General features: G+C 71.5%; 23 protein-coding genes. 14 read left to right on the top strand and 9 right to left on the bottom strand.

Going from position 1 to position 22,052, the window contains the following annotated elements:
- Positions 1–4: 4 nt before the first annotated feature.
- The gene (locus ACFYYB_RS11905) at positions 5–652 is read right to left on the bottom strand and encodes an ABC transporter permease (RefSeq protein ID WP_250741110.1); all 648 of its coding nucleotides are present in this window, start codon (positions 650–652) and stop codon (positions 5–7) included.
- A 38-nt stretch (positions 653–690) separates the two neighbouring features.
- Positions 691–1,161: an Lrp/AsnC family transcriptional regulator gene (locus ACFYYB_RS11900; protein ID WP_112448141.1), complete on the bottom strand. Its 471-nt coding sequence runs from the start codon at positions 1,159–1,161 to the stop codon at positions 691–693.
- Between the two features lie 133 nt (positions 1,162–1,294).
- On the opposite strand from ACFYYB_RS11900, the gene hppD reads away from it, so the two are divergent.
- Positions 1,295–2,446, top strand: coding sequence for a 4-hydroxyphenylpyruvate dioxygenase (gene hppD / locus ACFYYB_RS11895; protein WP_327306502.1), 1,152 nt, complete (start codon positions 1,295–1,297; stop codon positions 2,444–2,446).
- Between the two features lie 156 nt (positions 2,447–2,602).
- On the opposite strand, the gene ACFYYB_RS11890 is transcribed toward hppD, so the two are convergent.
- A complete protein-coding gene (locus ACFYYB_RS11890) occupies positions 2,603–4,138 on the bottom strand; it encodes a tetratricopeptide repeat protein (RefSeq protein ID WP_389434836.1) in 1,536 nt (511 codons plus the stop codon).
- A 96-nt stretch (positions 4,139–4,234) separates the two neighbouring features.
- Here ACFYYB_RS11890 and ACFYYB_RS11885 point away from each other — a divergent pair, with 96 nt between their 5' ends.
- On the top strand, positions 4,235–5,626 hold the full coding sequence (locus ACFYYB_RS11885) for an FAD-binding oxidoreductase (RefSeq protein WP_389434835.1): 1,392 nt from the start codon (positions 4,235–4,237) through the stop codon (positions 5,624–5,626).
- Position 5,627: 1 nt separating this feature from the next.
- On the opposite strand, the gene ACFYYB_RS11880 is transcribed toward ACFYYB_RS11885, so the two are convergent.
- Complete coding sequence (locus ACFYYB_RS11880) at positions 5,628–6,107, bottom strand: SsgA family sporulation/cell division regulator (protein ID WP_389434833.1); 480 nt, start codon at positions 6,105–6,107, stop codon at positions 5,628–5,630.
- Positions 6,108–6,403: 296 nt separating this feature from the next.
- Here ACFYYB_RS11880 and ACFYYB_RS11875 point away from each other — a divergent pair, with 296 nt between their 5' ends.
- Together ACFYYB_RS11875 and ACFYYB_RS11870 are read left to right on the top strand one after the other, a co-directional pair.
- On the top strand, positions 6,404–8,011 hold the full coding sequence (locus ACFYYB_RS11875) for an RDD family protein (RefSeq protein ID WP_389434832.1): 1,608 nt from the start codon (positions 6,404–6,406) through the stop codon (positions 8,009–8,011).
- An 88-nt stretch (positions 8,012–8,099) separates the two neighbouring features.
- A complete protein-coding gene (locus ACFYYB_RS11870) occupies positions 8,100–8,870 on the top strand; it encodes an RDD family protein (protein ID WP_389434830.1) in 771 nt (256 codons plus the stop codon).
- A gap of 103 nt (positions 8,871–8,973) precedes the next feature.
- Here ACFYYB_RS11870 and ACFYYB_RS11865 read toward each other — a convergent pair whose 3' ends face one another.
- The gene (locus ACFYYB_RS11865) at positions 8,974–9,267 is read right to left on the bottom strand and encodes a hypothetical protein (protein WP_389434829.1); all 294 of its coding nucleotides are present in this window, start codon (positions 9,265–9,267) and stop codon (positions 8,974–8,976) included.
- Positions 9,268–9,769: 502 nt separating this feature from the next.
- Here ACFYYB_RS11865 and ACFYYB_RS11860 point away from each other — a divergent pair.
- Both ACFYYB_RS11860 and ACFYYB_RS11855 read left to right on the top strand, forming a co-directional pair.
- Positions 9,770–12,175 carry an immune inhibitor A domain-containing protein gene (locus ACFYYB_RS11860; RefSeq protein ID WP_389434827.1) on the top strand — a complete coding sequence of 802 codons (2,406 nt, stop codon included), beginning with the start codon at positions 9,770–9,772 and terminating at the stop codon, positions 12,173–12,175.
- A gap of 111 nt (positions 12,176–12,286) precedes the next feature.
- A complete protein-coding gene (locus tag ACFYYB_RS11855; RefSeq protein ID WP_389434825.1) occupies positions 12,287–12,643 on the top strand; it encodes a hypothetical protein in 357 nt (118 codons plus the stop codon).
- Positions 12,644–12,763: 120 nt separating this feature from the next.
- Here ACFYYB_RS11855 and ACFYYB_RS11850 read toward each other — a convergent pair whose 3' ends face one another.
- The gene (locus tag ACFYYB_RS11850; protein WP_389434824.1) at positions 12,764–13,363 is read right to left on the bottom strand and encodes a nicotinamidase; all 600 of its coding nucleotides are present in this window, start codon (positions 13,361–13,363) and stop codon (positions 12,764–12,766) included.
- A 188-nt stretch (positions 13,364–13,551) separates the two neighbouring features.
- Positions 13,552–14,880 carry a nicotinate phosphoribosyltransferase gene (locus ACFYYB_RS11845; RefSeq protein ID WP_389434823.1) on the bottom strand — a complete coding sequence of 443 codons (1,329 nt, stop codon included), beginning with the start codon at positions 14,878–14,880 and terminating at the stop codon, positions 13,552–13,554.
- An 81-nt stretch (positions 14,881–14,961) separates the two neighbouring features.
- Here ACFYYB_RS11845 and clpS point away from each other — a divergent pair, with 81 nt between their 5' ends.
- From clpS to ACFYYB_RS11810, 7 genes are all read left to right on the top strand, one after another.
- Positions 14,962–15,276 (top strand): ATP-dependent Clp protease adapter ClpS, encoded by a 315-nt coding sequence (clpS, locus tag ACFYYB_RS11840; RefSeq protein WP_243337276.1) that lies wholly within the window; start codon positions 14,962–14,964, stop codon positions 15,274–15,276.
- Positions 15,276–15,890, top strand: a complete 615-nt coding sequence (locus tag ACFYYB_RS11835; protein ID WP_389434821.1) for a DUF2017 domain-containing protein — start codon at positions 15,276–15,278, stop codon at positions 15,888–15,890. Before clpS ends, ACFYYB_RS11835 begins: the two co-directional genes overlap by 1 nt.
- 354 nt (positions 15,891–16,244) lie before the next feature.
- Positions 16,245–17,666, top strand: a complete 1,422-nt coding sequence (locus ACFYYB_RS11830; protein WP_389434819.1) for an amino acid permease — start codon at positions 16,245–16,247, stop codon at positions 17,664–17,666.
- 175 nt (positions 17,667–17,841) lie between these two features.
- On the top strand, positions 17,842–18,264 hold the full coding sequence (locus ACFYYB_RS11825; RefSeq protein WP_389434817.1) for a Mov34/MPN/PAD-1 family protein: 423 nt from the start codon (positions 17,842–17,844) through the stop codon (positions 18,262–18,264).
- A gap of 99 nt (positions 18,265–18,363) precedes the next feature.
- Entirely contained in the window at positions 18,364–18,471 is a 108-nt protein-coding gene (locus ACFYYB_RS11820; RefSeq protein ID WP_323182362.1) for a putative leader peptide, read from the top strand.
- Positions 18,472–18,560: 89 nt separating this feature from the next.
- The gene (locus ACFYYB_RS11815; protein ID WP_327306516.1) at positions 18,561–18,848 is read left to right on the top strand and encodes a MoaD/ThiS family protein; all 288 of its coding nucleotides are present in this window, start codon (positions 18,561–18,563) and stop codon (positions 18,846–18,848) included.
- Positions 18,848–19,798 carry a cysteine synthase gene (locus ACFYYB_RS11810; protein WP_327306517.1) on the top strand — a complete coding sequence of 317 codons (951 nt, stop codon included), beginning with the start codon at positions 18,848–18,850 and terminating at the stop codon, positions 19,796–19,798. The genes ACFYYB_RS11815 and ACFYYB_RS11810 overlap by 1 nt, the downstream gene beginning before the upstream one ends.
- A 403-nt stretch (positions 19,799–20,201) precedes the next feature.
- Here the strand turns inward: ACFYYB_RS11810 and ACFYYB_RS11805 are convergent, their stop codons facing one another.
- Positions 20,202–20,570 (bottom strand): DUF488 domain-containing protein, encoded by a 369-nt coding sequence (locus tag ACFYYB_RS11805; protein WP_389434815.1) that lies wholly within the window; start codon positions 20,568–20,570, stop codon positions 20,202–20,204.
- Positions 20,549–20,983 (bottom strand): hypothetical protein, encoded by a 435-nt coding sequence (locus ACFYYB_RS11800; protein WP_389434813.1) that lies wholly within the window; start codon positions 20,981–20,983, stop codon positions 20,549–20,551. Before ACFYYB_RS11800 ends, ACFYYB_RS11805 begins: the two co-directional genes overlap by 22 nt.
- A 239-nt stretch (positions 20,984–21,222) precedes the next feature.
- Between ACFYYB_RS11800 and ACFYYB_RS11795 the strand changes: the two genes are divergently transcribed.
- Positions 21,223–21,975: an MBL fold metallo-hydrolase gene (locus ACFYYB_RS11795; protein WP_389434812.1), complete on the top strand. Its 753-nt coding sequence runs from the start codon at positions 21,223–21,225 to the stop codon at positions 21,973–21,975.
- Positions 21,976–22,052: the final 77 nt, after the last annotated feature.

Below are 22,052 nucleotides of genomic sequence, written 5' to 3'. Positions count from 1 at the left end.
CGGCTCAGACACGGATTCCCCTCGGGATGGTGAGACGGCCGAGCAGGACGTACGCGGCGTCGAAGAGCAGGGCGAGGATGACGACGCCGAGCGTCCCCGCCAGGACCTGGTTGATGGCGTTGGCGCTGCCGAGCGAGGCGATCCCGCGGAAGATCTCGTTGCCCAGGCCCGGCCCGGAGGCGTAGGCGGCGATGGCCGCGATGCCCATCAGCATCTGTGTGGAGACCCGGATGCCGGTCAGGATCGGCGGCCAGGCGAGCGGCAGTTCCACCTTCAGCAGCTGGGCGGAGCGCGACATCCCGATGCCCTTGGCGGCGTCGACCAGGGCCGGGTCCACCCCGCGCAGCCCCACGATGGAGTTGCGGACGATGGGCAGCAGCCCGTACAGCGTCAGGGCGATCACGGTCGGCGCGACGCCGAGGCCGACGATCGGGATCAGCAGGCCGATCATGGCCAGGGAGGGGATGGTCAGCACCGTGGAGGTGGAGGTGACCGCGAGGTTCCCGGCCCAGCCGCTGCGGTAGGTGAGGACGCCGATGGCGACGCCGAGGGCGGTCGCGATCACCATGCACTGGAAGACGGCGCTGGCGTGCTGGAAGGCGTCGGTCAGGAGCTGCTGGTGGCGGTTGGACAGGTAGGCCCAGAAGCTCACGCCGCGTCACCCCATCCGTAGTTGCCGCACGTCGGTCGTCAGTCGTCCTCGGCCGCTTGTTCGACCAGAGGGATGATCCGCAAAGGCACGGGATTCTCCATGACAATCGCCGTCGAAGCCCTCACGATGCCATCAAACGCCACAACTCGGTCGATCACCCGCTGGAGATCCGCGTTCGACCGGGCCACGAGCCGGCACAGCATGTCCCCGTGCCCGGTCGTCGTGTGCAGCTCCAGCACCTCCGGCACCCCGTCCAAGTGGGCCCGTACGTCGGCTCCTTGGCCCTGCTTGATCTCCAGCGTGGCGAAGGCCGTCACCGGGTACCCCAGGGCCGCCGGATCCACCTGCGGGCCGAACCCCCGGATGACTCCGTTCGACTGAAGCCGGTCCAGCCGGGCCTGCGCCGTGCCGCGCGCCACGCCGAGCCGGCGCGAGACCTCCAGGACCCCGATCCGGGGCTCGCGGGCGAGCAGGACGATGAGCCGGCCGTCGAGTTCGTCGATTCCCATGGGTGCCTCCCGGGCGGTCGGTCGGTGGTCATAGTGCACAGATATTCCAGCAATGGTGGGCTCAGGATGGTCAGTATGTACAGCGAAAATGGGAACTATTGCGCATCTTGTGGAACGGCGGGACTCTGCCGTCATGACTGAGACCCAGCCGCTCGACATCGCGCCGTCCACCGCCGCCAAGGCCGATCCCTTCCCGGTCAAGGGCATGGACGCGGTCGTCTTCGCCGTAGGCAACGCCAAGCAGGCCGCGCACTTCTACTCGACCGCCTTCGGCATGAAGCTCGTCGCCTACTCCGGACCGGAGAACGGCACGCGCGAGACGGCCAGCTACGTCCTCACCAACGGCGCCGCTCGGTTCGTCCTCACCTCGGTCATCAAGGCCTCCACCGACCGCGGCCGCTTCCTCGCCGAGCACGTCGCCGACCACGGCGACGGCGTCGTCGACCTGGCGATCGAGGTCCCGGACGTGAAGGCGGCCTACGCCTACGCCGTCGAGCACGGCGCGCGCGGCCTGGACGAGCCGTACGAGCTCACCGACGAGCACGGCACGGTCCGGCTGGCGGCGATCGCCACCTACGGCCAGACCCGGCACACCCTGGTCGAGCGCGGCGACTACACCGGCCCGTACCTGCCCGGCTTCGTCTCCGTCGCCCCGATGGTCGAGCCCCCGGCCAAGCGCACCTTCCAGGCCATCGACCACTGCGTGGGCAACGTCGAGCTCGGCCGGATGAACGAGTGGGTGGCCTTCTACAACAAGGTCATGGGCTTCACGAACATGAAGGAGTTCGTGGGCGACGACATCGCGACCGAGTACTCGGCGCTGATGTCGAAGGTCGTCGCGGACGGCACCCTGAAGGTGAAGTTCCCGATCAACGAGCCGGCGATCGCGAAGAAGAAGTCGCAGATCGACGAGTACCTGGAGTTCTACGGCGGCGCCGGCGTCCAGCACATCGCGCTCGCGACGAACGACATCGTCCGCACCGTGCGGGCGATGCGGGCGGCCGGCGTGGAGTTCCTGAACACCCCGGACTCCTACTACGACACCCTCGGCGAGTGGGCGGGCGAGACCCGCGTCCCCGTCGAGATCCTGCGCGAGCTCAAGATCCTCGTCGACCGCGACGAGGACGGCTACCTGCTGCAGATCTTCACGAAGCCGGTCCAGGACCGGCCGACGGTCTTCTTCGAGATGATCGAGCGCCACGGGTCGATGGGCTTCGGCAAGGGCAACTTCAAGGCCCTGTTCGAGGCGATCGAGCGGGAGCAGGAGAAGCGGGGCAACCTCTAGAAGGGTGCGGGAACCGGCTCGCCGGAACCGGGTGGCGGGGCCCCTGCGGCTCCGCTCCCGGGGCTCCGCCCCGGACCCCGCGCCTCAAACGCTCCCGGCACCGCTGGGAGGTGCCCCCGGGCGGGGCTGGATTCGGGCGGCGTCCGGGGCGAGCCCCTACGGCTTCGGCTTCGTCGCGGCCGTTGCCGCGGGCTTCGTCGCGGCCTTCGCCGCGGGCTTCGTCGCGGGCTTGGCCGCCTTCGGGAGTTCCGGGGCCACCCACGGGGTGGTGGGCTGCATGTTCTCCGGGCCGCCCGACGGGGGCTTGCCGATCGACGCCAGGGCCGCCTTCGCCAGGGGGCCGCGTACCGGCGAGAAGTGCGGGTTCGTCCGCATCGCCTCCTCCAGGTGCCGCCGCGCACCCGCCTCGTCGCCCAGGCCCCGCTCGATCACCGCCCGGTGGTAGGAGAACTCCGCGAGCCGCAGCCCCTGCTCCGTGGCCTTCTTCGCGTACTCCAGCGCCGCCGTGTCGTCGCCCGTCTTGTGCAGCGCCCAGCCCAGCGCGTCCGCCACCGGCAGGCTCTTGTGCCGGTCCCACTCCGCCGTGAGGCGCCGTACGGCCGCGCCCGGGTCGCCGTGGTCCGCCTCGAAGCGGCCCAGAACCAGCTCCTCGTTCACCCCGGTCCGGGCGGCCTGCGCCGCCAGCCCGTCGTACACCGCCTTCGCCTCCTCGCCCCGGCCCAGCGACTCCAGCAGCTCGCCCAGCTCCAGCGACAGCGCCGGCACCGCGGCCCGGCCCAGCGCCAGCCGGTAGTCCCGTACGGCCTCACCGCCGCGGCCCAGCGCCGCCAGCACCCGCGCCCGGCCGCCCAGCGCCGCCGCCTGGCCCGGATCGGTGCGCAGCGCCGCCTCGTACTGCTTCAGCGCCTCCGCGTCGTCACCGCGCTCCCACGCCAGCTCCCCGAGCCGGAACAGCACGTACGCCTTCTCCGCCGGGGCCTTCGCCGCGCCCCCCGCGTGCTCCATGGACATGGCCGCGTCCTCGCGCCAGCCCCGGTCCCGGTACACCTGCGAGGCCTTCGTGAAGGCCGCCAGCCCCGGCCGCAGGTCCACCAGGCTCTCCATCGCCTTCTCCGCGGCCTTGTAGTCCCCGAGACCGCCGTACGCGTCCACGAGCACCGGGTACGCCGTCCACCGCTTCGGCGCCTGCGCCCGTACGAGCTCGCCCCACTTCTTCCCGGTCCCGAAGTCCCGCCGGGCGTTGGCCAGCGCGCCCATGCCCGTCATCGCGTCGAAGTTGCCCTTCTCGGCCGGGCGCAGCTCCAGGGAGCGCTTCAGGGCGCCCTCCGCCTTCGGGTACCAGGCGGCATCGGCCGTCCGCCGGGCCTGCTCCAGGTACGCCTGTCCCAGCACCGCCCACGAGCCCTCGTCGTCCGGGTGCTCCGCGACCCACTTCTCCCGGTCGGCGACCAGCGCCGACAGGTCCACCGCCGCGGCCGGAGCACCCATGCCGACCGCCGCCCGGGCCCGCTCGCTGGGCCCCGGCGGGCGCGCGTCGTCGTCCGTACGGGCCGGCCGGATCACCAGGGCCCCGGCGATCAGGACCACCAGGGCCGCCGCCGCCACGAGCGTCTTGCGGCCGGTGAAGGTCACGGGCGGGGCAGCCTGCTGCTGCCTCTCCTGAGAGACGGATGCGTCGCGCATAGGGTCCATGGAGTCACTGTGCGTCAATATGAAGAGCTCGCCGAGGTGTCCGAAGAGCGTCGCGGGCGTGTTCACACCGATGGCCCCGACTGTCACGCTGGCACCATGGCTGACGAAGTTGACGATGGCTCACGCACGCTCCACGCGCTGCTCCTGGAAGGCCTCCCGCCCGAGGCCCTGCTGACGGACCCCCAGGTGACCGCCTCCTACTCCACCGACATGGCGAGCTTCTGCGCGGCAGGCACCCCGGCCGCCGTGGTCCTGCCCCGGACCGTCGAACAGGTCCAGCACGTGATGCGCACCGCCCACGCGCTCCGCGTGCCCGTGGTTCCCCAAGGGGCCCGTACGGGCCTGTCGGGCGCGGCCAACGCCTCCGACGGCTGCGTCGTGCTGTCCCTCGTGAAGATGGACCGGATCCTGGAGATCGACACCGTCGACCGGATCGCCGTCGTCGAACCGGGCGTCGTCAACGCCGTCCTCTCGCGCGCCGTCGCCGAGCGCGGCCTGCACTACCCGCCGGACCCCTCCAGCTGGGAGCAGTGCACCATCGGCGGGAACATCGGCACCGCCGCCGGCGGTCTGTGCTGCGTCAAGTACGGGGTCACCGCCGAGTACGTGCTGGGCCTCGACGTGGTCCTCGCCGACGGCCGGCTCCTGCGGACCGGCCGACGCACCGCCAAGGGCGTCGCGGGGTACGACCTCACCCGCCTGTTCGTCGGCTCCGAAGGCAGCCTCGGCGTCGTCGTCCGGGCCGTCCTCGCCCTGCGTCCGGCCCCGCCCCGCCAGCTCGCGCTGGCCGCCGAGTTCCCCTCCGCCGCGGCCGCCTGCGCGGCCGTCTGCGCCGTCATGGAGGCCGGTCTGACGCCCTCGCTGCTGGAGCTGATGGACCGTACGACCGTCCGCGCCGTCAACGCGCTCGGCAAGATGGGCCTGCCCGAGACCACCGAGGCCCTGCTGCTCGCCGCCTTCGACACCCCGCACGCGCCCGAGGACCTGGCCGCCGTGGGGGAGCTGTGCACCGCCGCCGGGGCGAGCGCCGTCGTACCGGCCGAGGACGCGGCGGAGTCCGAACTGCTCCTCCAGGCCCGCCGGATGGCCCTGCCCGCCCTGGAGGCCCTGCGGCCCGCGACGATGATCGACGACGTGTGCGTACCGCGGACCCGGCTCGCCGAGATGCTGGACGGGACCGCCGCCATCGCCCGTACGCACGACCTGCTCATCGGGGTCTGCGCGCACGCCGGCGACGGGAACACCCACCCCATCGTCTGCTTCGACCCCGCCGACGAGGACGAGACCCGGCGGGCCCGCGCGTCCTTCGAGGAGATCATGGCGCTGGGACTCGAACTGGGCGGGACCATCACGGGGGAGCACGGGGTCGGCGTCCTGAAGAAGGAGTGGCTCGCCCGCGAACTCGGCCCGGTGGGCCTGGAGATGCAGCGCGCCGTCAAGCACGCCTTCGACCCGGAGGGACTGCTCAACCCGGGCAAGCTCTTCTGAGTCACAGGTCCCCGTCCGCGGACTCGTCCGACGGCCACGGGTCGCGCATCCACAGCTCGTCGGCCGGGGTCGGGGCGAGCAGCTCGGCCAGCGCCGCGTCCAGGCCGAGCCGGTCGGCCTCGGTGCCGGGCGGCACGATCCTCAGGGTCCGCTCCAGCCAGGCCGACACCGACACGGCGGGGGCCTCCAGCAGGGCGTCGCCGTCGGGGGAGCTGAGCGCCATGCACAGGACGGCCTGCTGGCCGACCTTCGTGGGCCAGATCCGCACGTCTCCGTGGCCGCACGGCCGGAACACCCCCTCGACCAGCAGCTCCCGGGCGAAGGTCCAGTTGACCGGGGTGCTGGAGCCGGTGTGGAAGGTGATGTGGACGGCGTACGGGTCGTCCGTCAGGTACAGCAGGCGGGCGGGGACGGGCACGCTGCGCTCGGGGGACAGGACCAGCTTCAGTTCCAGCTCGCGCTCGACGACGGGGTGCTCCATGGCGGCCTCACTTCGGTACGGGGTGCGTGTTCGGGCGGTGCGCGGGGCCCTGGAGCGGCCCACACCCGGAGAGAGCGCCGAAGTGCCCGGGTATGACGCGACTTCGCGAGGCGGATCGAGAATTGGCCGAAATCTATCGGCTGACCGAATTCATACGTACGGGGCCGCGTCCGTCGGGGTTCGCCAGGGTTCGCCCGAACGCTTGGATTCTCCCGTTACCGGACCTGTCGGGGGGCGGTTCTTGGCTATGGTCCACCCCTGCAAGAAGCCTCAAGCCACGATCGGAGTTGGGGACATTGACGGCCTCCCCTGGTGACGGCGAGCACGCGGCCCGCGAGGGCTACTACCCCGATCCGTCCATCCCCGGGTACGTCAGGTTCTGGAACGGCCTGAACTGGGTTCCCGGTACGAGCCGCCCCGCGGCCCCTGCCGACGAGACGGGTCCCGTGTTCCTCGACCAGACGGGCATGAGCGAGGCGCTGCGCGAGCCGGAACGGGCTGAACACAGACCGCGGCCCCGGCCCGCCCCGGCGCCCGCGCCGGCGTCCTGGCCGGAGCCCGCGGGCTCCGCGGCGGCTCCGGCCGCGCGGTCGGAGGTGGAGTCCTGGGCGGAGTCCGCCGCGCGGTCGGACTTCGGGTCCTGGCCGGCGGCGGGGGCCGCGGACGCGGCGGGGGACGCGGGCGGATACGCGTCGGGATACGCGGGCGGATACGAGCCCGGATACGCGTCCGGATCCGAGTCCGGATACGGGTCCGGGTCCGAGTCGGGGTCCGAGCCCGGGTCCGCGGCCGCGGAATGGCAGGCCGACCCGCTCCACCAGTCCGGCTTCGGCGGGCCGCGCGACCGCCGGGTGTCCTGGGGCCACGAGGAGGAAGCCGCCGCCCGCCCCGGCGGAATCTCCCTGGCCCGCCCGTCGGTACCGGCCCCCGCTCCTCACCAGGCAGCGGCACCGGCACCCCTACGCGCCCAGGCGCCCGGACAGTTCCAGGCCCAGGCGCCGCTCCAGGCGCAGGCTCAAGCACCGGCACCGCTCCAGGCACAGGCGCAGGCGGCCCCCGCCCCCGCCCCGGCCCACCGAGCGGCTCAGGACCCGGCCCCGGCCCGGCACTCGGCCCCGGCCCCCGTGTCGGCCGCCCTGCCCGCGCAGGCCTCCGGCTCCGCCGCCCCGGGCGGGCTCGGCATCCTGTCGGCGCCCTCCCCGGTCGCGGCCCATGCCCCCGCTCCCGCGCGCCCCGGCGCTCCGGGTGCGGACCCGGAGCCGGCGGAGCGCGTACGGCGCCCGGAGCGCCCCGCCCCGGCCGCCCCGGCGGAGCCCGCCCGGCGCGCGGCCCCCGTAGAGCAGGCCGACCGTGCGGAGCGGGCCGGGGCCGCCGTGCCTGCGGCTCCGCGTCCCGAGCGGACCGGACGCGCGGTGTTCGAGCGGATGGCGGAGCGGGCCGTGCGCCCCGCCGGGCTCGTGCGCCGCGCGACCGCCCGGCTGCTGGACTCCCTCGTGTACGCCGCCGTCGCGACCGGGGTGGCGCTGCCCCTCGTGCCGGGGACGACCGCGCACCTCGAGGCCAAGGTGGACGCCGCCCGGGCGGCCGGCCGGACCACCACCGTGTGGCTGCTGGACGGGACCACGGGTGGCTCGCTGGGCCTCGTGCTGGGAGTCGTCCTCCTCTTCGGCGTCTTCTACGAAGCCCTGCCCACCGCCCGTTGGGGCCGCACCCCGGGCAAGAAGCTGCTCGGCGTACGGGTCTTGGCCACCGCCACGCTGCGCCCGCCCCGCTTCGGCGCGGCGCTGCGCCGCTGGCTCGTGTACGCCCTCCTGGGCCTCCCGGGGGCCCTGTGGGCCCTCGCGGACCGGCAACGGCGCCGGACCCTCCACGACCGCGCCGCACGCACGTACGTGGCCCGCTAGGGCCCCTGCGGGCCGTCCCGGACCGCCGTGTCCCCCGAATGGACGCGTCCCCGTTGCGGGCCGCTCCGGGCCGGGTTCGACTCGGGCCATGAGCACCGACCAGCCGCCGCCGGGCCAGCCGCCCGAGGACGACCCGTTCCTCAAGAAGCCCCAGGAACCGACGCCTCCGCCGTCGGGTGGTTCGCCGTACGGCTCACCGCCCGCAGGCGCCGGCGGAGCCTTCCCGCCGCCCCCGCCCGGAGGCGGAGGGGGCTACCCGCCGCCGCCCCCGCCCGGGGGAGGGGGCTACCCGCCCCCGCCGCCCCCGTACGGCGGAGGCGGCAACGACCCGTACGGCGGTGGTGGGGGCGGCTACGGCATGCCCGACCCGCTCGCCGGGATGCCGCCGCTCGCCGACTTCGGCAAGCGGCTCGCCGCCCGCGTCATCGACCTGCTGATCATCGCCGTCCCGCTGTTCGTCATCCAGCTCTTCGCCGGTGACCGCAACCGCTACACGGTGAAGACGAACGAGGGCGAGGACGTCACCGAGGTCATCACCAAGTCCTACAGCGGCAGCGGACTGATCATGACGCTGATCTCGATCGTCGCGTACGTGGGCTACGACTGGTGGTTCGTCAAGAAGAACGGCCAGACCCTCGGCAAGAAGTGGATGGGCCTGCGCGTCGCGATGCTCAACGACGGCAGCGTCCCGCAGTCCAACGCCGCCCTCTCCCGCGCCGCCGTGCTCTGGCTGCCGACGCTGATCTGCTGCTTCTGCCTGTGGCCGATCGCGCTCGTCATCTCGATGCTCGTCGACAAGCCCTACAAGCAGGGTCTGCACGACAAGGTGGCCAAGACCGTGGTGGTCCAAGCCACGTAGACGTACCCGGTCCGGTGTGCGCGGGCGGTCTCCCCACGGGGGAGGCCGCCCGCGCCGCGCTGTGCGCGGGGCGGAGCGGTGGCGCCGGAGCGGTGGCGTCGCGTCAGTGGTGCACGGGGTGCTCGACCGGCGCCGCGGCCGGGGCGCCCGCCGGCACGTCCTGCGGGACGGTGTCCGGCACCGGCGAGGCGGTCCTCGCGCGGGTCGCCGCGTGCCGTCCGCGCCGGCGGGGCAGCGGAACGGTGAGGGCGACGAGGACCCCGAGGGCGAGGGCGGCGGCGGAGATGACCGCGATGCCGAGTCCCGTACTCGTCTGCGAGAGCAGCAGCATGGCGATCGTCGAGACGATGACGGTGGCGGACCCGTAGGCGAGCTGTGCGGCAGTCGGACGCGGCATGGCGATATCCGTCCTCGAAGCGGGAGGGTGGGTCGGCTCGGTCAGGGCTGGCGCCGAGTGACCCTACGACGGTGGATGCCCGAGCGGAACTGTCGGTAAGCGTGACCTCACTCATGTGAGGGGAGGCAGCGGAGCACAGGGGGCGCACGGGGGGCACCGTAGGGGTTCGGGGGGTGGGGAGGGGCGGACGGGACCGATGGGATTCGATTTGGTTCGATGGGGGCCGACGACTGTCGGGGGCGGACCCGGGGCGGATCCGGGGTGGGCCCGGGGCGGTCCGATGGGGGTCGGAAGTCCCCTTCGTCCCCTATGGCCGCCGAACGTCCGTATAGCGGAACTCGGTGACCGCATAGTGCAGTTGTAAGGAACAAGTCAAGGTCTGTCTTTTCTCGCGTCTCTCCGGTCAAATGTCGTCACTTGAGACGCGCGCCGCACGGAACCCCCCAACTCCTACGGAGAAGTTCCGCACCACTTCGCGGCCGCGGGAGGGGAACGACATCAAGTGACCAGCAACTCGGCCAGACGACGAGCGCTGCGCGCCGCCGCAATCGGCGTGACCCTGGCAGCGACGGCGGCCACCGGCGCCGCCTTCACGATGGCCACGGCAGACCCGGGTGCGAAGGTGTCCGCCGCGGACCGCCAGGACCCGACCGCTCCTTCGAAGGAGCAGGTCAAGCACAACCTCGAAGGCCCGTTCAGCAAGCAGCAGGAGCAGGCCCGCAAGGCTGCCCTGGAGCAGGTGCTGAGCGGCAAGAAGGCCGTCGAGCAGAAGGGCGCCTCCAAGGTCGTCAAGCTCGACGACAAGAAGTACGTCGAGCTCGGCCGCGAGAAGACCGACAAGATCTTCACGATCCTCGTCGACTTCGGCGACCAGGTGGACAACACCACCATGTTCGACCCGGACGGCGCCGGCCCCAAGCCGCCGGTGCCCAAGTACGGCGGCAACCCGGGCCCGCAGCACAACCAGATCGCCCAGCCCGACCGCACTGTGAACAACAGCACGGCCTGGCGCAAGGACTTCAACCGCGCGTACTTCCAGGACCTGTACTTCGGTACCGGCAAGGGCAAGAACTCGCTGAAGACCTACTACGAGAAGACCTCCTCGGGCCGTTACTCGGTCGACGGCGAGGTGGCCGACTGGGTCAAGGTCCCTTACAACGAGGCCCGTTACGGCTCGAACTACTGCGGCCAGAGCAACTGCGCCAACGTCTGGGACACGGTCAAGGACGGCGTGACCGCCTGGGCCGAGGGCCAGAAGAAGGCCGGGAAGACCGACGCGCAGATCAAGGCGCAGCTGGCCCAGTACGACCTCTGGGACCGCTACGACTTCGACGGCGACGGCAACTTCAACGAGCCCGACGGCTACATCGACCACTTCCAGATCGTCCACGCGGGCGAGGACGAGTCGGCCGGCGGCGGCGTGCAGGGCACCAACGCCCTGTGGGCCCACCGCTGGTACGCCTACGGGACCGAGGCCGGCAAGAACGGCCCCGCGAACAACAAGGCCGGCGGCACCCAGATCGGCAACACCGGCATCTGGGTCGGCGACTACACGATGCAGCCCGAGAACGGCGGCCTCGGTGTCTTCGCGCACGAGTACGGCCACGACCTGGGCCTGCCGGACCTCTACGACACCTCCGGTGGCGGCGAGAACTCGGTCGGCTTCTGGTCCCTGATGTCGGCGGGCTCCTGGCTCGGCAACGGCAAGGACTCCATAGGCGACCTCCCGGGCGACATGACCGCCTGGGACAAGTTCCAGCTGGGCTGGCTGAACTACGACAAGGCCAAGGCCGCGACGAAGTCCACCCACAAGCTGGGCGTCTCGGAGTACAACACCAAGGACAAGCAGGCCCTGCTCGTCGACCTTCCCAAGAAGAAGGTCACCACCGACATCGTCGCTCCCGCCGAGGGTGCTTCGCAGTGGTGGAGCAACATGGGTGACGACCTCAAGAACACCCTCACCCGCTCGGTCGACCTGACCGGCAAGTCCTCCGCGGCCCTGTCGCTCAAGGGCTGGTGGGACATCGAGGCGGAGTACGACTTCCTGTACACCGAGGTCTCCACCGACGGTGGCGCCACCTGGACCGCGCTCGCCGGCACCGCCGACGGCGTGGCCATCCCGGTCGACGCTTCCAACAGCCCGTCGCTCACCGGCGTCTCGGGCGGCTGGAAGAACCTGGCCTACTCGCTGGACGCCTACGCGGGCAAGAAGGTCGACCTCCGCTTCCGCTACCAGACGGACGGCGGCGCGGGCGGCAAGGGCTTCACGGGTGACGCCCTCGCCATCACGGCGGACGGCGCCACGGTCTTCACCGACGGCGCGGAGAACGGCGACAACGGCTGGACCGGCAAGGGCTTCTCCCGCGTCGGCTCCGGTTTCACCAAGGAGTACGCCCAGTACTACCTGGCCGAGAACCGCCGCTACGTCTCGTACGACAAGACCCTCAAGGTCGGTCCGTACAACTTCGGCTTCGCCAACACGAAGCCGAACTGGGTCGAGCACTACGCCTACCAGGACGGCCTCCTGATCTGGCAGTGGGACACCTCCCAGAAGGACAACAACACCAGCCAGCACCCCGGCGCCGGTCTGATCCTTCCGATCGACGCCAACGCCAAGCCGATGAAGTGGTCGGACGGCACCCTGCTGCGCAACAAGATCCAGCCGTACGACGCCGCCTTCAGCGCGTACAAGACGGATGCGATCACCCTGCACAAGAACGGCCAGGAGCTCTTCCTGAAGCCCAAGCCCGCGCAGCTCGTCTTCGACGACCACAAGGGCAAGTACTTCTACGACGAGAACCCGACCGGCTCGGTGAAGACCACTGACACCAACACCAAGATCAAGATCGTGAAGGAGACCTACGACGGTCTCGTCATGACGGTCGAGGTCGGTCCCTCCACCAAGTAATTCGGTAAAACCGCAGGTCAAAACATGATCGGCCGTCGCCCCCTAGCGGGCGGCGGCCGATCGCGTTTAGATGCGTGGGCTGAGTTTCTTATTGACGGGGGAGATGAAGACATGCCCGGTGGAGGTTTCGTCCGATTGCCAGGCGGCAGCGTGGTCGTCGCGCTCACGCTGCCCAGACCGTCCGTGGAAGGCGCCGTCGGCGCCGTCAAGGGCGGCATCACGGGCGGCGTCGCGGGCGCCGCCGAAGGAGGGAACGTCCGCGTGCTGGTGCACGCGGTGAACCGGGCCCGCGCCCTGACCAGGCTGCGGAACCTCGGACTGCGCGCCGTCTACCTGCGCGGGAACGCGCAGCCGCCCACACCGGACGAGATCACCGCCGTCCTGCACCACCCCGACGGCCTGCTCTGGCGCTCCGCCCCGGACCGGGCGGCGGAGCTGTGGCACCCGATCAGGGCCCTGCTGGGGTGACCGGGGGGACCTGAGCGCCCCCGGCCCGCGGCCGGGCGGCCCCGGTGGCGCGACCGGGGTCCAGGCGGGTCCTCGGGCGGGGCCCCGGGCCGGGCCTCAGGCCGGGCCTCAGTCGAGGCCTCAGCCGGCCACCACGGGGGTCCCGCTCAGCTCCACGCCGGCTTCCCGGAGCTCGGCCAGCGCCCGGGTCGTGGTGTGCGGGGCCACGCCGGCCGTCAGGTCCAGCAGCACGTGCGTACGGAACCCCGCGCGGGCCGCGTCCAGGGCGGTGGCCTTCACGCAGTGGTCGGTGGCGATGCCGACCACGTCGACCTCGGTGACCTGCCGGTCGCGCAGCCACTCCGCGAGCCCGCGGCCGTTCTCGTCCGCGCCCTCGAAACCGCTGTACGCGGCCTCGTACGCCCCCTTGTCGAAGACGGCGGCCACGGCCCCCGAGGCGACGGCGGGCGCGAAGTTCGGGTGGAAGCCCACGCCCTCGGTCCCGGCGACGCAGTGCACCGGCCAGGAGGTCTCGTAGTCCGGCTGGGCCGGGGGGTGCGCGAAGTGGGACCCCGGGTCGACGTGGTGGTCGCGGGTGGCGACGACGTGCCGGTACCCGGCGGTGGCCTGGCCGATGAGCTCGGTGATGGCGGCGGCGATGTCGGCCCCGCCGGTGACCGCGAGGCTGCCGCCCTCGCAGAAGTCGTTCTGGACGTCGACGACGATCAGTGCGCGGTGCATGTCCGGTGCCCTTCGGCTTGGTGTGTGTTCGGCGGGGACCCTGCGGGGGCTCTTCCCCCACCCCGCCCCTTCCCGAAACCGGGGGCTCCACCCCCAGCCCCCCTTCGCGGGGTCCGCCCCGCACTCCGCCCCGCACCCCGCGCCTCGAACGCCGGCGGGGCCGGATCTTCCGGCCCCGCCGCTGGGCGCTACGCGTACTCGGTCGGGATCACGGCCTCGCCGCGGGACAGCTGCGTGGCCGACAGGGGCAGGCCCGCCAGGACCTCGCGGTGGCGGTCCCGGGCCGTCTCCAGGGACTCGCGGGCCACGACCTCGCCGCCCTTGACCAGCTCCACGAGCAGCTGCTTGTCGGCCAGAGCGGCCGGCACCGGCCCGGTCCCGAGGACCTCCGCCTCCGCGATCCCCTCGGAGTCGGTCCGCCGGGCCGCCCACTTGCGTCCCCCGACGGAGGTCTTGCCGCCCGAGGACTTCTTCGCCACCGACACCAGCGGCGCCTTCGGATCGGCCGAGGCCGCCCGCGCCACCAGCTTGTAGACCATCGAGCACGTCGGGTGCCCGCTGCCCGTCACCAGCTGGGTGCCGACCCCGTACGCGTCCACCGGAGCGGCCGCCAGCGAGGCGATCGCGTACTCGTCCAGGTCCGAGGTCACCACGATCTTCGTCTCCGTGGCCCCCAGCTCGTCGAGCTGCTGCCGCACCCGGTGCGCGACCAGCAGCAGGTCCCCGGAGTCGATGCGGACGGCGCCCAGATCCGTCCCGGCGACCTCCACGGCCGTGCGGACCGCCTCCGCCACGTCGTAGGTGTCCACCAGCAGCGTGGTGGAGCCGCCCAGCGAGGCCACCTGGGCGGTGAAGGCGTCCCGCTCGCTGTCGTGCAGCAGGGTGAAGGCGTGGGCGCTGGTGCCGACCGTCGGGATCCCGTACCGGAATCCGGCCGCCAGGTCCGAGGTCGAGGTGAAACCGCCGACGTACGCGGCGCGGGCCGAGGCGACGGCCGCCAGCTCGTGCGTGCGCCGGGCGCCCATCTCGATCAGCGGCCGGCCGCCGGCGGCCGAGGACATCCGGGAGGCGGCCGCGGCGATCGCGGAGTCGTGGTTGAGGATCGACAGGATCACGGTCTCCAGCAGCACGCACTCGGCGAAGCTGCCCTCCACGCGCAGGACCGGGGAGCCGGGGAAGTAGACCTCGCCCTCCGGGTAGCCCCAGATGTCTCCGGAGAAGCGGTACGAGGCGAGCCAGTCGAGGGTGCGGGCGTCGACGACGCTGCGCTCGCGCAGGAACTCCAGTACGGCGCCGTCGAAGCGGAAGTTCTCCACCGCGTCGAGCACCCGGCCGGTCCCCGCGATCACTCCGTAGCGGCGCCCCTCGGGGAGCCGGCGGGTGAACACCTCGAAGACCGAGCGGCGGTCGGCCGTGCCGTTGGCCAGCGCGGCCTGCAGCATCGTGAGCTCGTAATGGTCCGTGAAGAGCGCTGTCGACGGCACGTCCACCGGCAGGCCCAGGTCCGCAGGGTTCATGTGACGGATGCTAGCGCACATCTCGTCAGAGTGACGAGATGTAGGGGCCCGTTTGTGCGACGGGCCCTCGTCAGTGGCAGCATGGGACAAGTGAGTGTTGCTCCCATTGAGATCGAACGCACCGAATCTGCCGAAGAGACCTTCGCGGTCCCCGAACCCGACGTCCCGTGGGTGACCCTGGTGCACAACGACCCGGTCAACCTCATGAGCTACGTGACGTACGTGTTCCAGGCGTACTTCGGCTACTCCAAGGACAAGGCGAACAAGCTGATGATGGACGTCCACCACAAGGGTCGGGCGGTCGTCTCCAGCGGCAGCCGCGAGGAGATGGAACGGGACGTGCAGGCCATGCACGGCTACGGCCTCTGGGCGACCATGTCCCAGGACCGCAACTGATGGGCGGCGTCTTCGAACCCCTGAAGGGCGGCGGGGCCGCCATCGCGCTCGACGAGATCGAGATCTCGATCCTGCGCTCCCTGGCCGTACAGCTGCTGGAGCTCATCGGACCCGGCGAGCCGGAGCCCGAACCGGACGCCGACCCGCTGGCCGCGCTCTTCGCCGCCTCCGACGGCCCCACCGAGCCCCCCTCCGACCCGGCACTGGCCCGGCTCTTCCCCGACGCCTACGGCGGCCCGGAGACCCCGGCGAACGCCGACACGGAGGAGCTGCGGGCCCACTCGGCCGAGTTCCGCCGCTTCACCGAGAACGACCTGCGCACCCGCAAGCGGGAGGACGCGCTGGCCGTCGTACGGAGCCTGGACGGGCTGAGCCCCGCAGGCGACGGCGCGGCCGTCCTGGAGGTCGACGGGGAGCTGCGCCTGCGCTGGCTGGGCGCCCTGAACGACCTGCGGCTCACCATCGCGGCCCGCCTCGACATCACGGAGGACGACGAGAGCGCGGTGCTGTTCCGGCTCCCGGACGACGACCCGCGCAAGCCGATGGTGATGGCGTACCTCTGGCTCGGCGGTCTCCAGGAGACCTTGATCGAGACGCTCGCCGACGCCCTCTGAGGAACTCCCGGGGAGCCCGCCGGGGAACCCTCTGAAGATCCTCAAGTACGTCCGCCGTTCGCTCAGCGGACGCTCAAATCCGGATAACGATCAGATCACCACGATGTGGTGATCTGATCCATTTCAGGACCTCTGTCCTGATTTTTTTATGCCCTGCGTCACATTTTCCGCCCTCTCGCACCCGTAAGCCCGTGATAAATCTTCACGACCGCCGACGGGGCGCCACCCATGCCCCCCGGCCTGCTTGAACCGGCTGACCGCCGGCGTGCAACTCCATCCGTATCCGGGGGGATCGAGGACCCGATCCGCTGCCAGTCATGGCGCGGGTCGGCGTGGAGAAAGGCGCACCAAGACATGACCTCCGTACAGGTCGACGAGCAGCAGCACGACACGGGCGAGGGCGACGGCTACCACCGCGCACTCGGAGCCCGCCAGATCCAGATGATCGCGATCGGCGGCGCCATCGGCACCGGCCTCTTCCTGGGCGCTGGCAAGGCCATCTCCAAGGCCGGCCCCAGCCTGATCCTGGCCTACGCCATCGCGGGCCTGGTCATCTTCTTCATCATGCGGGCGCTGGGCGAACTGCTCATGTACCGCCCGGTGTCCGGCTCCTTCTCGGACTACGCCCGAGAGTTCCTCGGCCCCTTCTGGGGGTACGTGACCGGCTGGACCTACTGGCTCTTCTGGGTGGTCACCGGCATCACCGAAGTCACCGCCGCGGCGCAGTACATGTCGTACTGGACCCATGACAGCTTCCCGCAATGGGCGTACGCGCTGATCTTCACCGTCATCCTCTACGGCGCCAACCTGATCTCCGTGAAGCTCTTCGGCGAGCTGGAGTTCTGGTTCTCCATGGTCAAGGTCACCGCCATCGTCGGCATGATCCTGATCTGCGCCGGCATCCTCACCATCGGCTTCTCCGACGCGGCCGACACCGCCACCGTCTCCAACCTGTGGAACGACGGCGGCTTCTTCCCCAAGGGCCTCGGCGGCACGCTGATGACCCTGCAGATCGTGATGTTCGCCTTCCTCGCCGTCGAGCTCGTCGGCGTCACCGCCGGCGAGTCCAAGGACCCCGAGAAGACCCTGCCCAAGGCCATCAACACCGTGCCGTGGCGCATCGCCGTCTTCTACGTCGGCGCGCTCATCATGATCCTGTCGGTCGTCCCGTGGCACGAGTTCCAGCCCGGCGTCAGCCCCTTCGTCGCCGCCTTCGAGAAGATGGGCCTCGGCGTCGGCGCCGCGATCGTCAACTTCGTCGTCCTGACCGCGGCCCTGTCCTCCTGCAACTCGGGCATGTACTCCACCGGCCGCATGCTGCGCGACCTCGCGCTCAACGGCCAGGGCCCGAAGTTCTTCACCAAGCTCACCAAGAGCGGCACCCCGCTGGTCGGCACCACCTTCTCCGCCGCGCTGATGCTGGTGGGCGTCTGGATCAACTACGTCGCCCCGGGCAAGGCCTTCGACTACGTCGTCTCCTTCGCCACCATCTCCGGCATGTGGGCCTGGATCATGATCCTGGTCTGCCAGATCCGCTACCGCGCCGCCTCCGACCGCGGCGACCTCCCCAAGTCCCCGTTCCGCGCCCCCGGCGCCCCGTTCACGAGCTACTTCGCCCTGGCCTTCATCGGCATGGTCATCGTGATGATGGGCATCGACAAGGACGCCCGGGTCTCGCTCTACTGCGCCCCCCTGTGGGGTCTGCTGCTCGGCGTCTCCTACCTGGTGATGAAGTCCCGCGACCCGCGCGGCGCGGCCTTCACCAAGGCCTCGTAGCGCCTTCCGGGCCTCGTAAGGCCTCCACGAACCGTGGGTCCCGGCCGCCTGTCACGGCCGGGAACCGCGCGGCATTCGGGCGCGATCCCTTGTGAGCGGGGGACCGTGTCCACCATCCGGGCCCTCCCGTACCAGTCCTCGGTACGGGAGGGCCCGTCTGCTTATCCTGTCGCTCATGCTGACCATCACCCAGGACCTGTACGACCAGATCGTCGCGCACGCCCGTCAGGACCACCCCGACGAGGCCTGCGGCGTGGTGGCCGGCCCGGCCGGCACGGACCGCCCGGAGCGGTTCGTACCGATGCTGAACGCGGCCCGGTCGCCCACGTTCTACGAGTTCGACTCCAAGGACCTGCTGAAGCTGTACCGCGAGCTGGACGACCGGGACGAGGAGCCCGTCATCGTCTACCACTCGCACACCGCCACCGAGGCCTACCCCTCGCGCACGGACGTCACGTACGCGAACGAGCCCGGAGCGCACTACGTCCTGGTCTCCACGGCGGACAAGGACGGCCTCGGGGAGTTCCAGTTCCGGTCGTACCGGATCGTCGAAGGCGTGATCACGGAGGAAGAAGTGCAGGTCGTAGCGGCCTACTGAGGCGCCCCCACAGGGCTACTTCTCAGTATGTGAGCGAGATCCGTCCACCATGCGGGATCACACTCCAAACCAGGGACCGGGAATCGTTAACATGACCGCATGGTTTCCCACGACGTGAGCATCGAGACGCCCGGCAGGCTGCTGCTTGTGGCGCGGCTGCACGTCGACCTGTGCCGCCTCGCCAGCGCCATCTGTACAGCCGCTTGAGCCCCCGGCGGCCCCCTCGCGGGGCCGCGCGTGCTCACGCCTGCTCCGCTTCGCCCGCCTTCCCTTCACCATCCTGACTGGAGCCTGCCATGGCCATCGAGGTCCGCATCCCCACCATCCTCCGCACCTACACCAACGGCGAGAAGGCCGTCACGGGTGAGGGCGCCACGCTGGCCGACCTCTTCACCGACCTGGAGACCCGCCACAAGGGCATCCAGGAGCGCATCATCGACGAGGGCAAGGGCGGCGAGCTGCGCCGCTTCGTCAACGTCTACCTCAACGACGAGGACGTCCGCTTCCTGGACGGCATCTCCACCGCGCTCAAGGACGGCGACAACGTCACCATCCTCCCGGCCGTAGCCGGCGGATCGAAGTAATGCGCTACGACTCCCCCCTGGCCGCGGTCGGCAACACGCCGCTGGTACGCCTGCCCCGGCTCTCGCCCTCGGACGACGTCCGCATCTGGGCGAAGCTGGAGGACCGCAACCCGACCGGCTCGATCAAGGACCGCCCCGCGCTCCACATGGTCGAGCAGGCCGAGAAGGACGGCCGGCTGTACCCCGGCTGCACGATCCTGGAGCCCACCTCCGGCAACACGGGCATCTCCCTCGCGATGGCCGCGAAGCTCAAGGGCTACAAGATCGTGTGCGTCATGCCCGAGAACACCTCTCAGGAGCGGCGCGACCTGCTGGCCATGTGGGGAGCCGAGATCATCCCGTCGCCGGCGGCGGGCGGCTCGAACACGGCCGTCCGCGTCGCGAAGGAACTGGCGGAGCAGAACCCCTCCTGGGTGATGCTCTACCAGTACGGCAACCCGGACAACGCGGGCGCCCACTACGCCACGACCGGCCCGGAGATCCTCGCGGACCTCCCCTCGATCACCCACTTCGTGGCGGGCCTCGGCACCACCGGAACCCTCATGGGCGTGGGCCGCTACCTGCGCGAACACGTCCCGGGCGTCAAGATCGTCGCGGCCGAGCCGCGCTACGACGACCTCGTCTACGGCCTGCGCAACCTCGACGAGGGCTTCGTCCCCGAGCTGTACGACGCCTCGGTCCTGACGACCCGCTTCTCGGTGGGCTCGGCGGACGCGGTCACCCGCACCCGGGAGCTCCTCCAGCAGGAGGGCATCTTCGCGGGCGTCTCCACGGGCGCGGCCCTGCACGCGGCGATCGGCGTCGGCCGCAAGGCGGTGGCGGCGGGCGAGTCGGCCGACATCGTCTTCGTCGTGGCCGACGGCGGCTGGAAGTACCTGTCGACGGGCGTCTACACGGCGGCGACCACGGAAGAAGCCATCGAAGTCCTCCAGGGCCAACTCTGGGCGTAGCCCGCAGCTGCTTCCTCTTGACGCGCCGCTCGCGCGGCTCGGCCCTGGCGGGCCTCCCCGGCTTCGCGCCGCTGCGCCGGACTCCGTCCGGCGGTGGCTGGCCGGGGCTGCCGCCACTGCCGTCCCGGCGTGGGGCGGGTGCGGCTGGGGTTGGCCCTGCGGGGCCGGGGGCTGGGAATATCCAGCCCCGCCGGCGTTTGAGGCGCGGGGTCTGGGGCGGGGCCCCAGGGGGTCCGGGCGCAGCCCGGTACCCCTGCTCTTCAGCCCGTCCGGCGTTTGAGGACCGGGGTCCGGGCGGAGCCCGGGGAACGGTGGAAGGGCGGGTAGGGGACAGCCCCCGCAGGGCCCACCCAGCCGCACCACCCCGCCGGACGGAGTCCGCCGCAGCGAAGGGTGCCGGGGGTCAAGAGGGAGCCGGGCCCGCCAACAGTGCGGCCAGCACCCCCGCATGGCTGCCCCCCGGATCCTTGACGGCGGTCAGCAGCGTGACCGGCCCGGCCGCCGCCACGGCCCGCAGCCGTGCCAGCTCGGCCTCCGCCTCCTCGGAGCGAAGCTCCACCGCGTACCGCTCCCGGAACTCCGCCACGGACCCGCCCCCGTGGAACCACTTCCGCAGCTCCCCCGACGGGGCGACCGCCTTCGCCCACGCGTCGACCCCCGCCGCCTCCTTCGAGAGCCCCCGCGGCCACAGCCGGTCCACGAGCACCCGGACCCCGTCCAGCTCCGGGTCCGGGGGATCGTAGACCCGCTTCAGCCGGACGACCCGGGCCACCCGGGCCCCGGCCCCCCGAGCCCCTTCACCTCGTCCCACACCGCCGGATCCACCGTCCCCAACGGCCGCGCCCTCGCGAACTCCCATACCGACACCTCCACCGCCCGGTCCGCCTCCAGGAACGCGCCCCGCGCCCCCACCACCCCCGGCGGCAGCGGGATCACCCCGGCGCGCCGGTCGTCGTACTTCCCGGTGATCCGCGCGATCCGCGCCCGGTGGCCCCGTACGCCCAGCACCAGGACGGGCCGTCCGTCCTCCAGGGACCACAGCTCGCCGGCCTCCGGCCGCGGCAGCGGTCCCGGTCCGTGCGGCGGATCCGCGGCCGGCCGCAGGGGCCGCGCCCGCCGGGGGAGGAGCACCAGCAGGATCACGACCACCACGGCGGCGACCGCCGGCCACCAGGACGTGTCCATACTCCGACCGTAGTCCTGCCCGACGCCCCCGGCACGGCAGCGGCACACCCGCCGCTGCCGCGCCACACGGCACCCGAACGGCAACCCGGGTCCGCCCCGTCGCTCCCCCGGGTGACAGCTCAGGTGATTCGCCCCACAACGGCCTGCCGCGGAGGAGCGACCGGACCTTTCGCGCCTTACGCTCGACCCACGCACGGCCCGCATTCCGTCCACGGACCGTCCACGGAGGTTCACGCTCCATGAAGCTCACCGTCGTCGGCTGTTCGGGGTCGTTCCCGTCCGCGGAATCGGCCTGTTCGAGCTACCTCGTCGAGGCCGACGGCTTCCGGCTGCTCCTCGACATGGGCAACGGCTCCCTCGGCGAGCTCCAGCGCCACATCGGGCTCTACGACCTCGACGCGATCTTCCTCAGCCACCTGCACGCCGATCACTGCATCGACATGTGCGCGTATTTCGTCGCCCGCTTCTACCGCCACGAGGGCGGCCGCTGCGGCACCATCCCCGTCTACGGCCCCGAGGGCACCGAGAAGCGGCTGTCCACCGCCTACGAGGACGTCCCCGACGAGCGCTCCATGAGCGAGGTCTTCGACTTCCGGACCCTGAAGTCCGGCACCTTCGAGATCGGGCCGTTCCAGGTCCGCACGGAGAAGGTCTGCCACCCGGTCGAGTCCTACGGGATCCGCGTCGAGCACGGCGGCCGCTCCCTGACGTACTCCGGCGACACCGGTGTCTGCCCCGAGCTGGGCCTGCTCGCCGAGGACACCGACCTCTTCCTGTGCGAGGCCTCCTTCACGCACGGCAAGGAGGACATCCCGGACCTCCACCTCAACGGGCGCGAGGCCGGGGAGTTCGCCCGCGCCGGCCGTGCCGGCCGGCTCGTCCTGACCCACATCCCGCCGTGGACGGACGCCGAACGCAACCTGGCGGACGCCCGCGCGGTCTACGACGGCCCGGTGGAGCTGGCGTACACGGGCGCGGTGTACGAGGTCTGACGAGCCCGCCCCCCGAACACGAGAAAGCCCCCGCCCTCCCTTCCGGGAGAGCGGGGGCTTTTCCGTGGTGTGGGGCG

Origin of the sequence: Streptomyces sp. NPDC002886, from assembly GCF_042888445.1 — a bacterium.
Lineage (GTDB): Bacteria > Actinomycetota > Actinomycetes > Streptomycetales > Streptomycetaceae > Streptomyces.
Note: the sequence above shows the minus strand (reverse complement) of the source record. Positions and strands in the feature narration are given on the sequence as shown.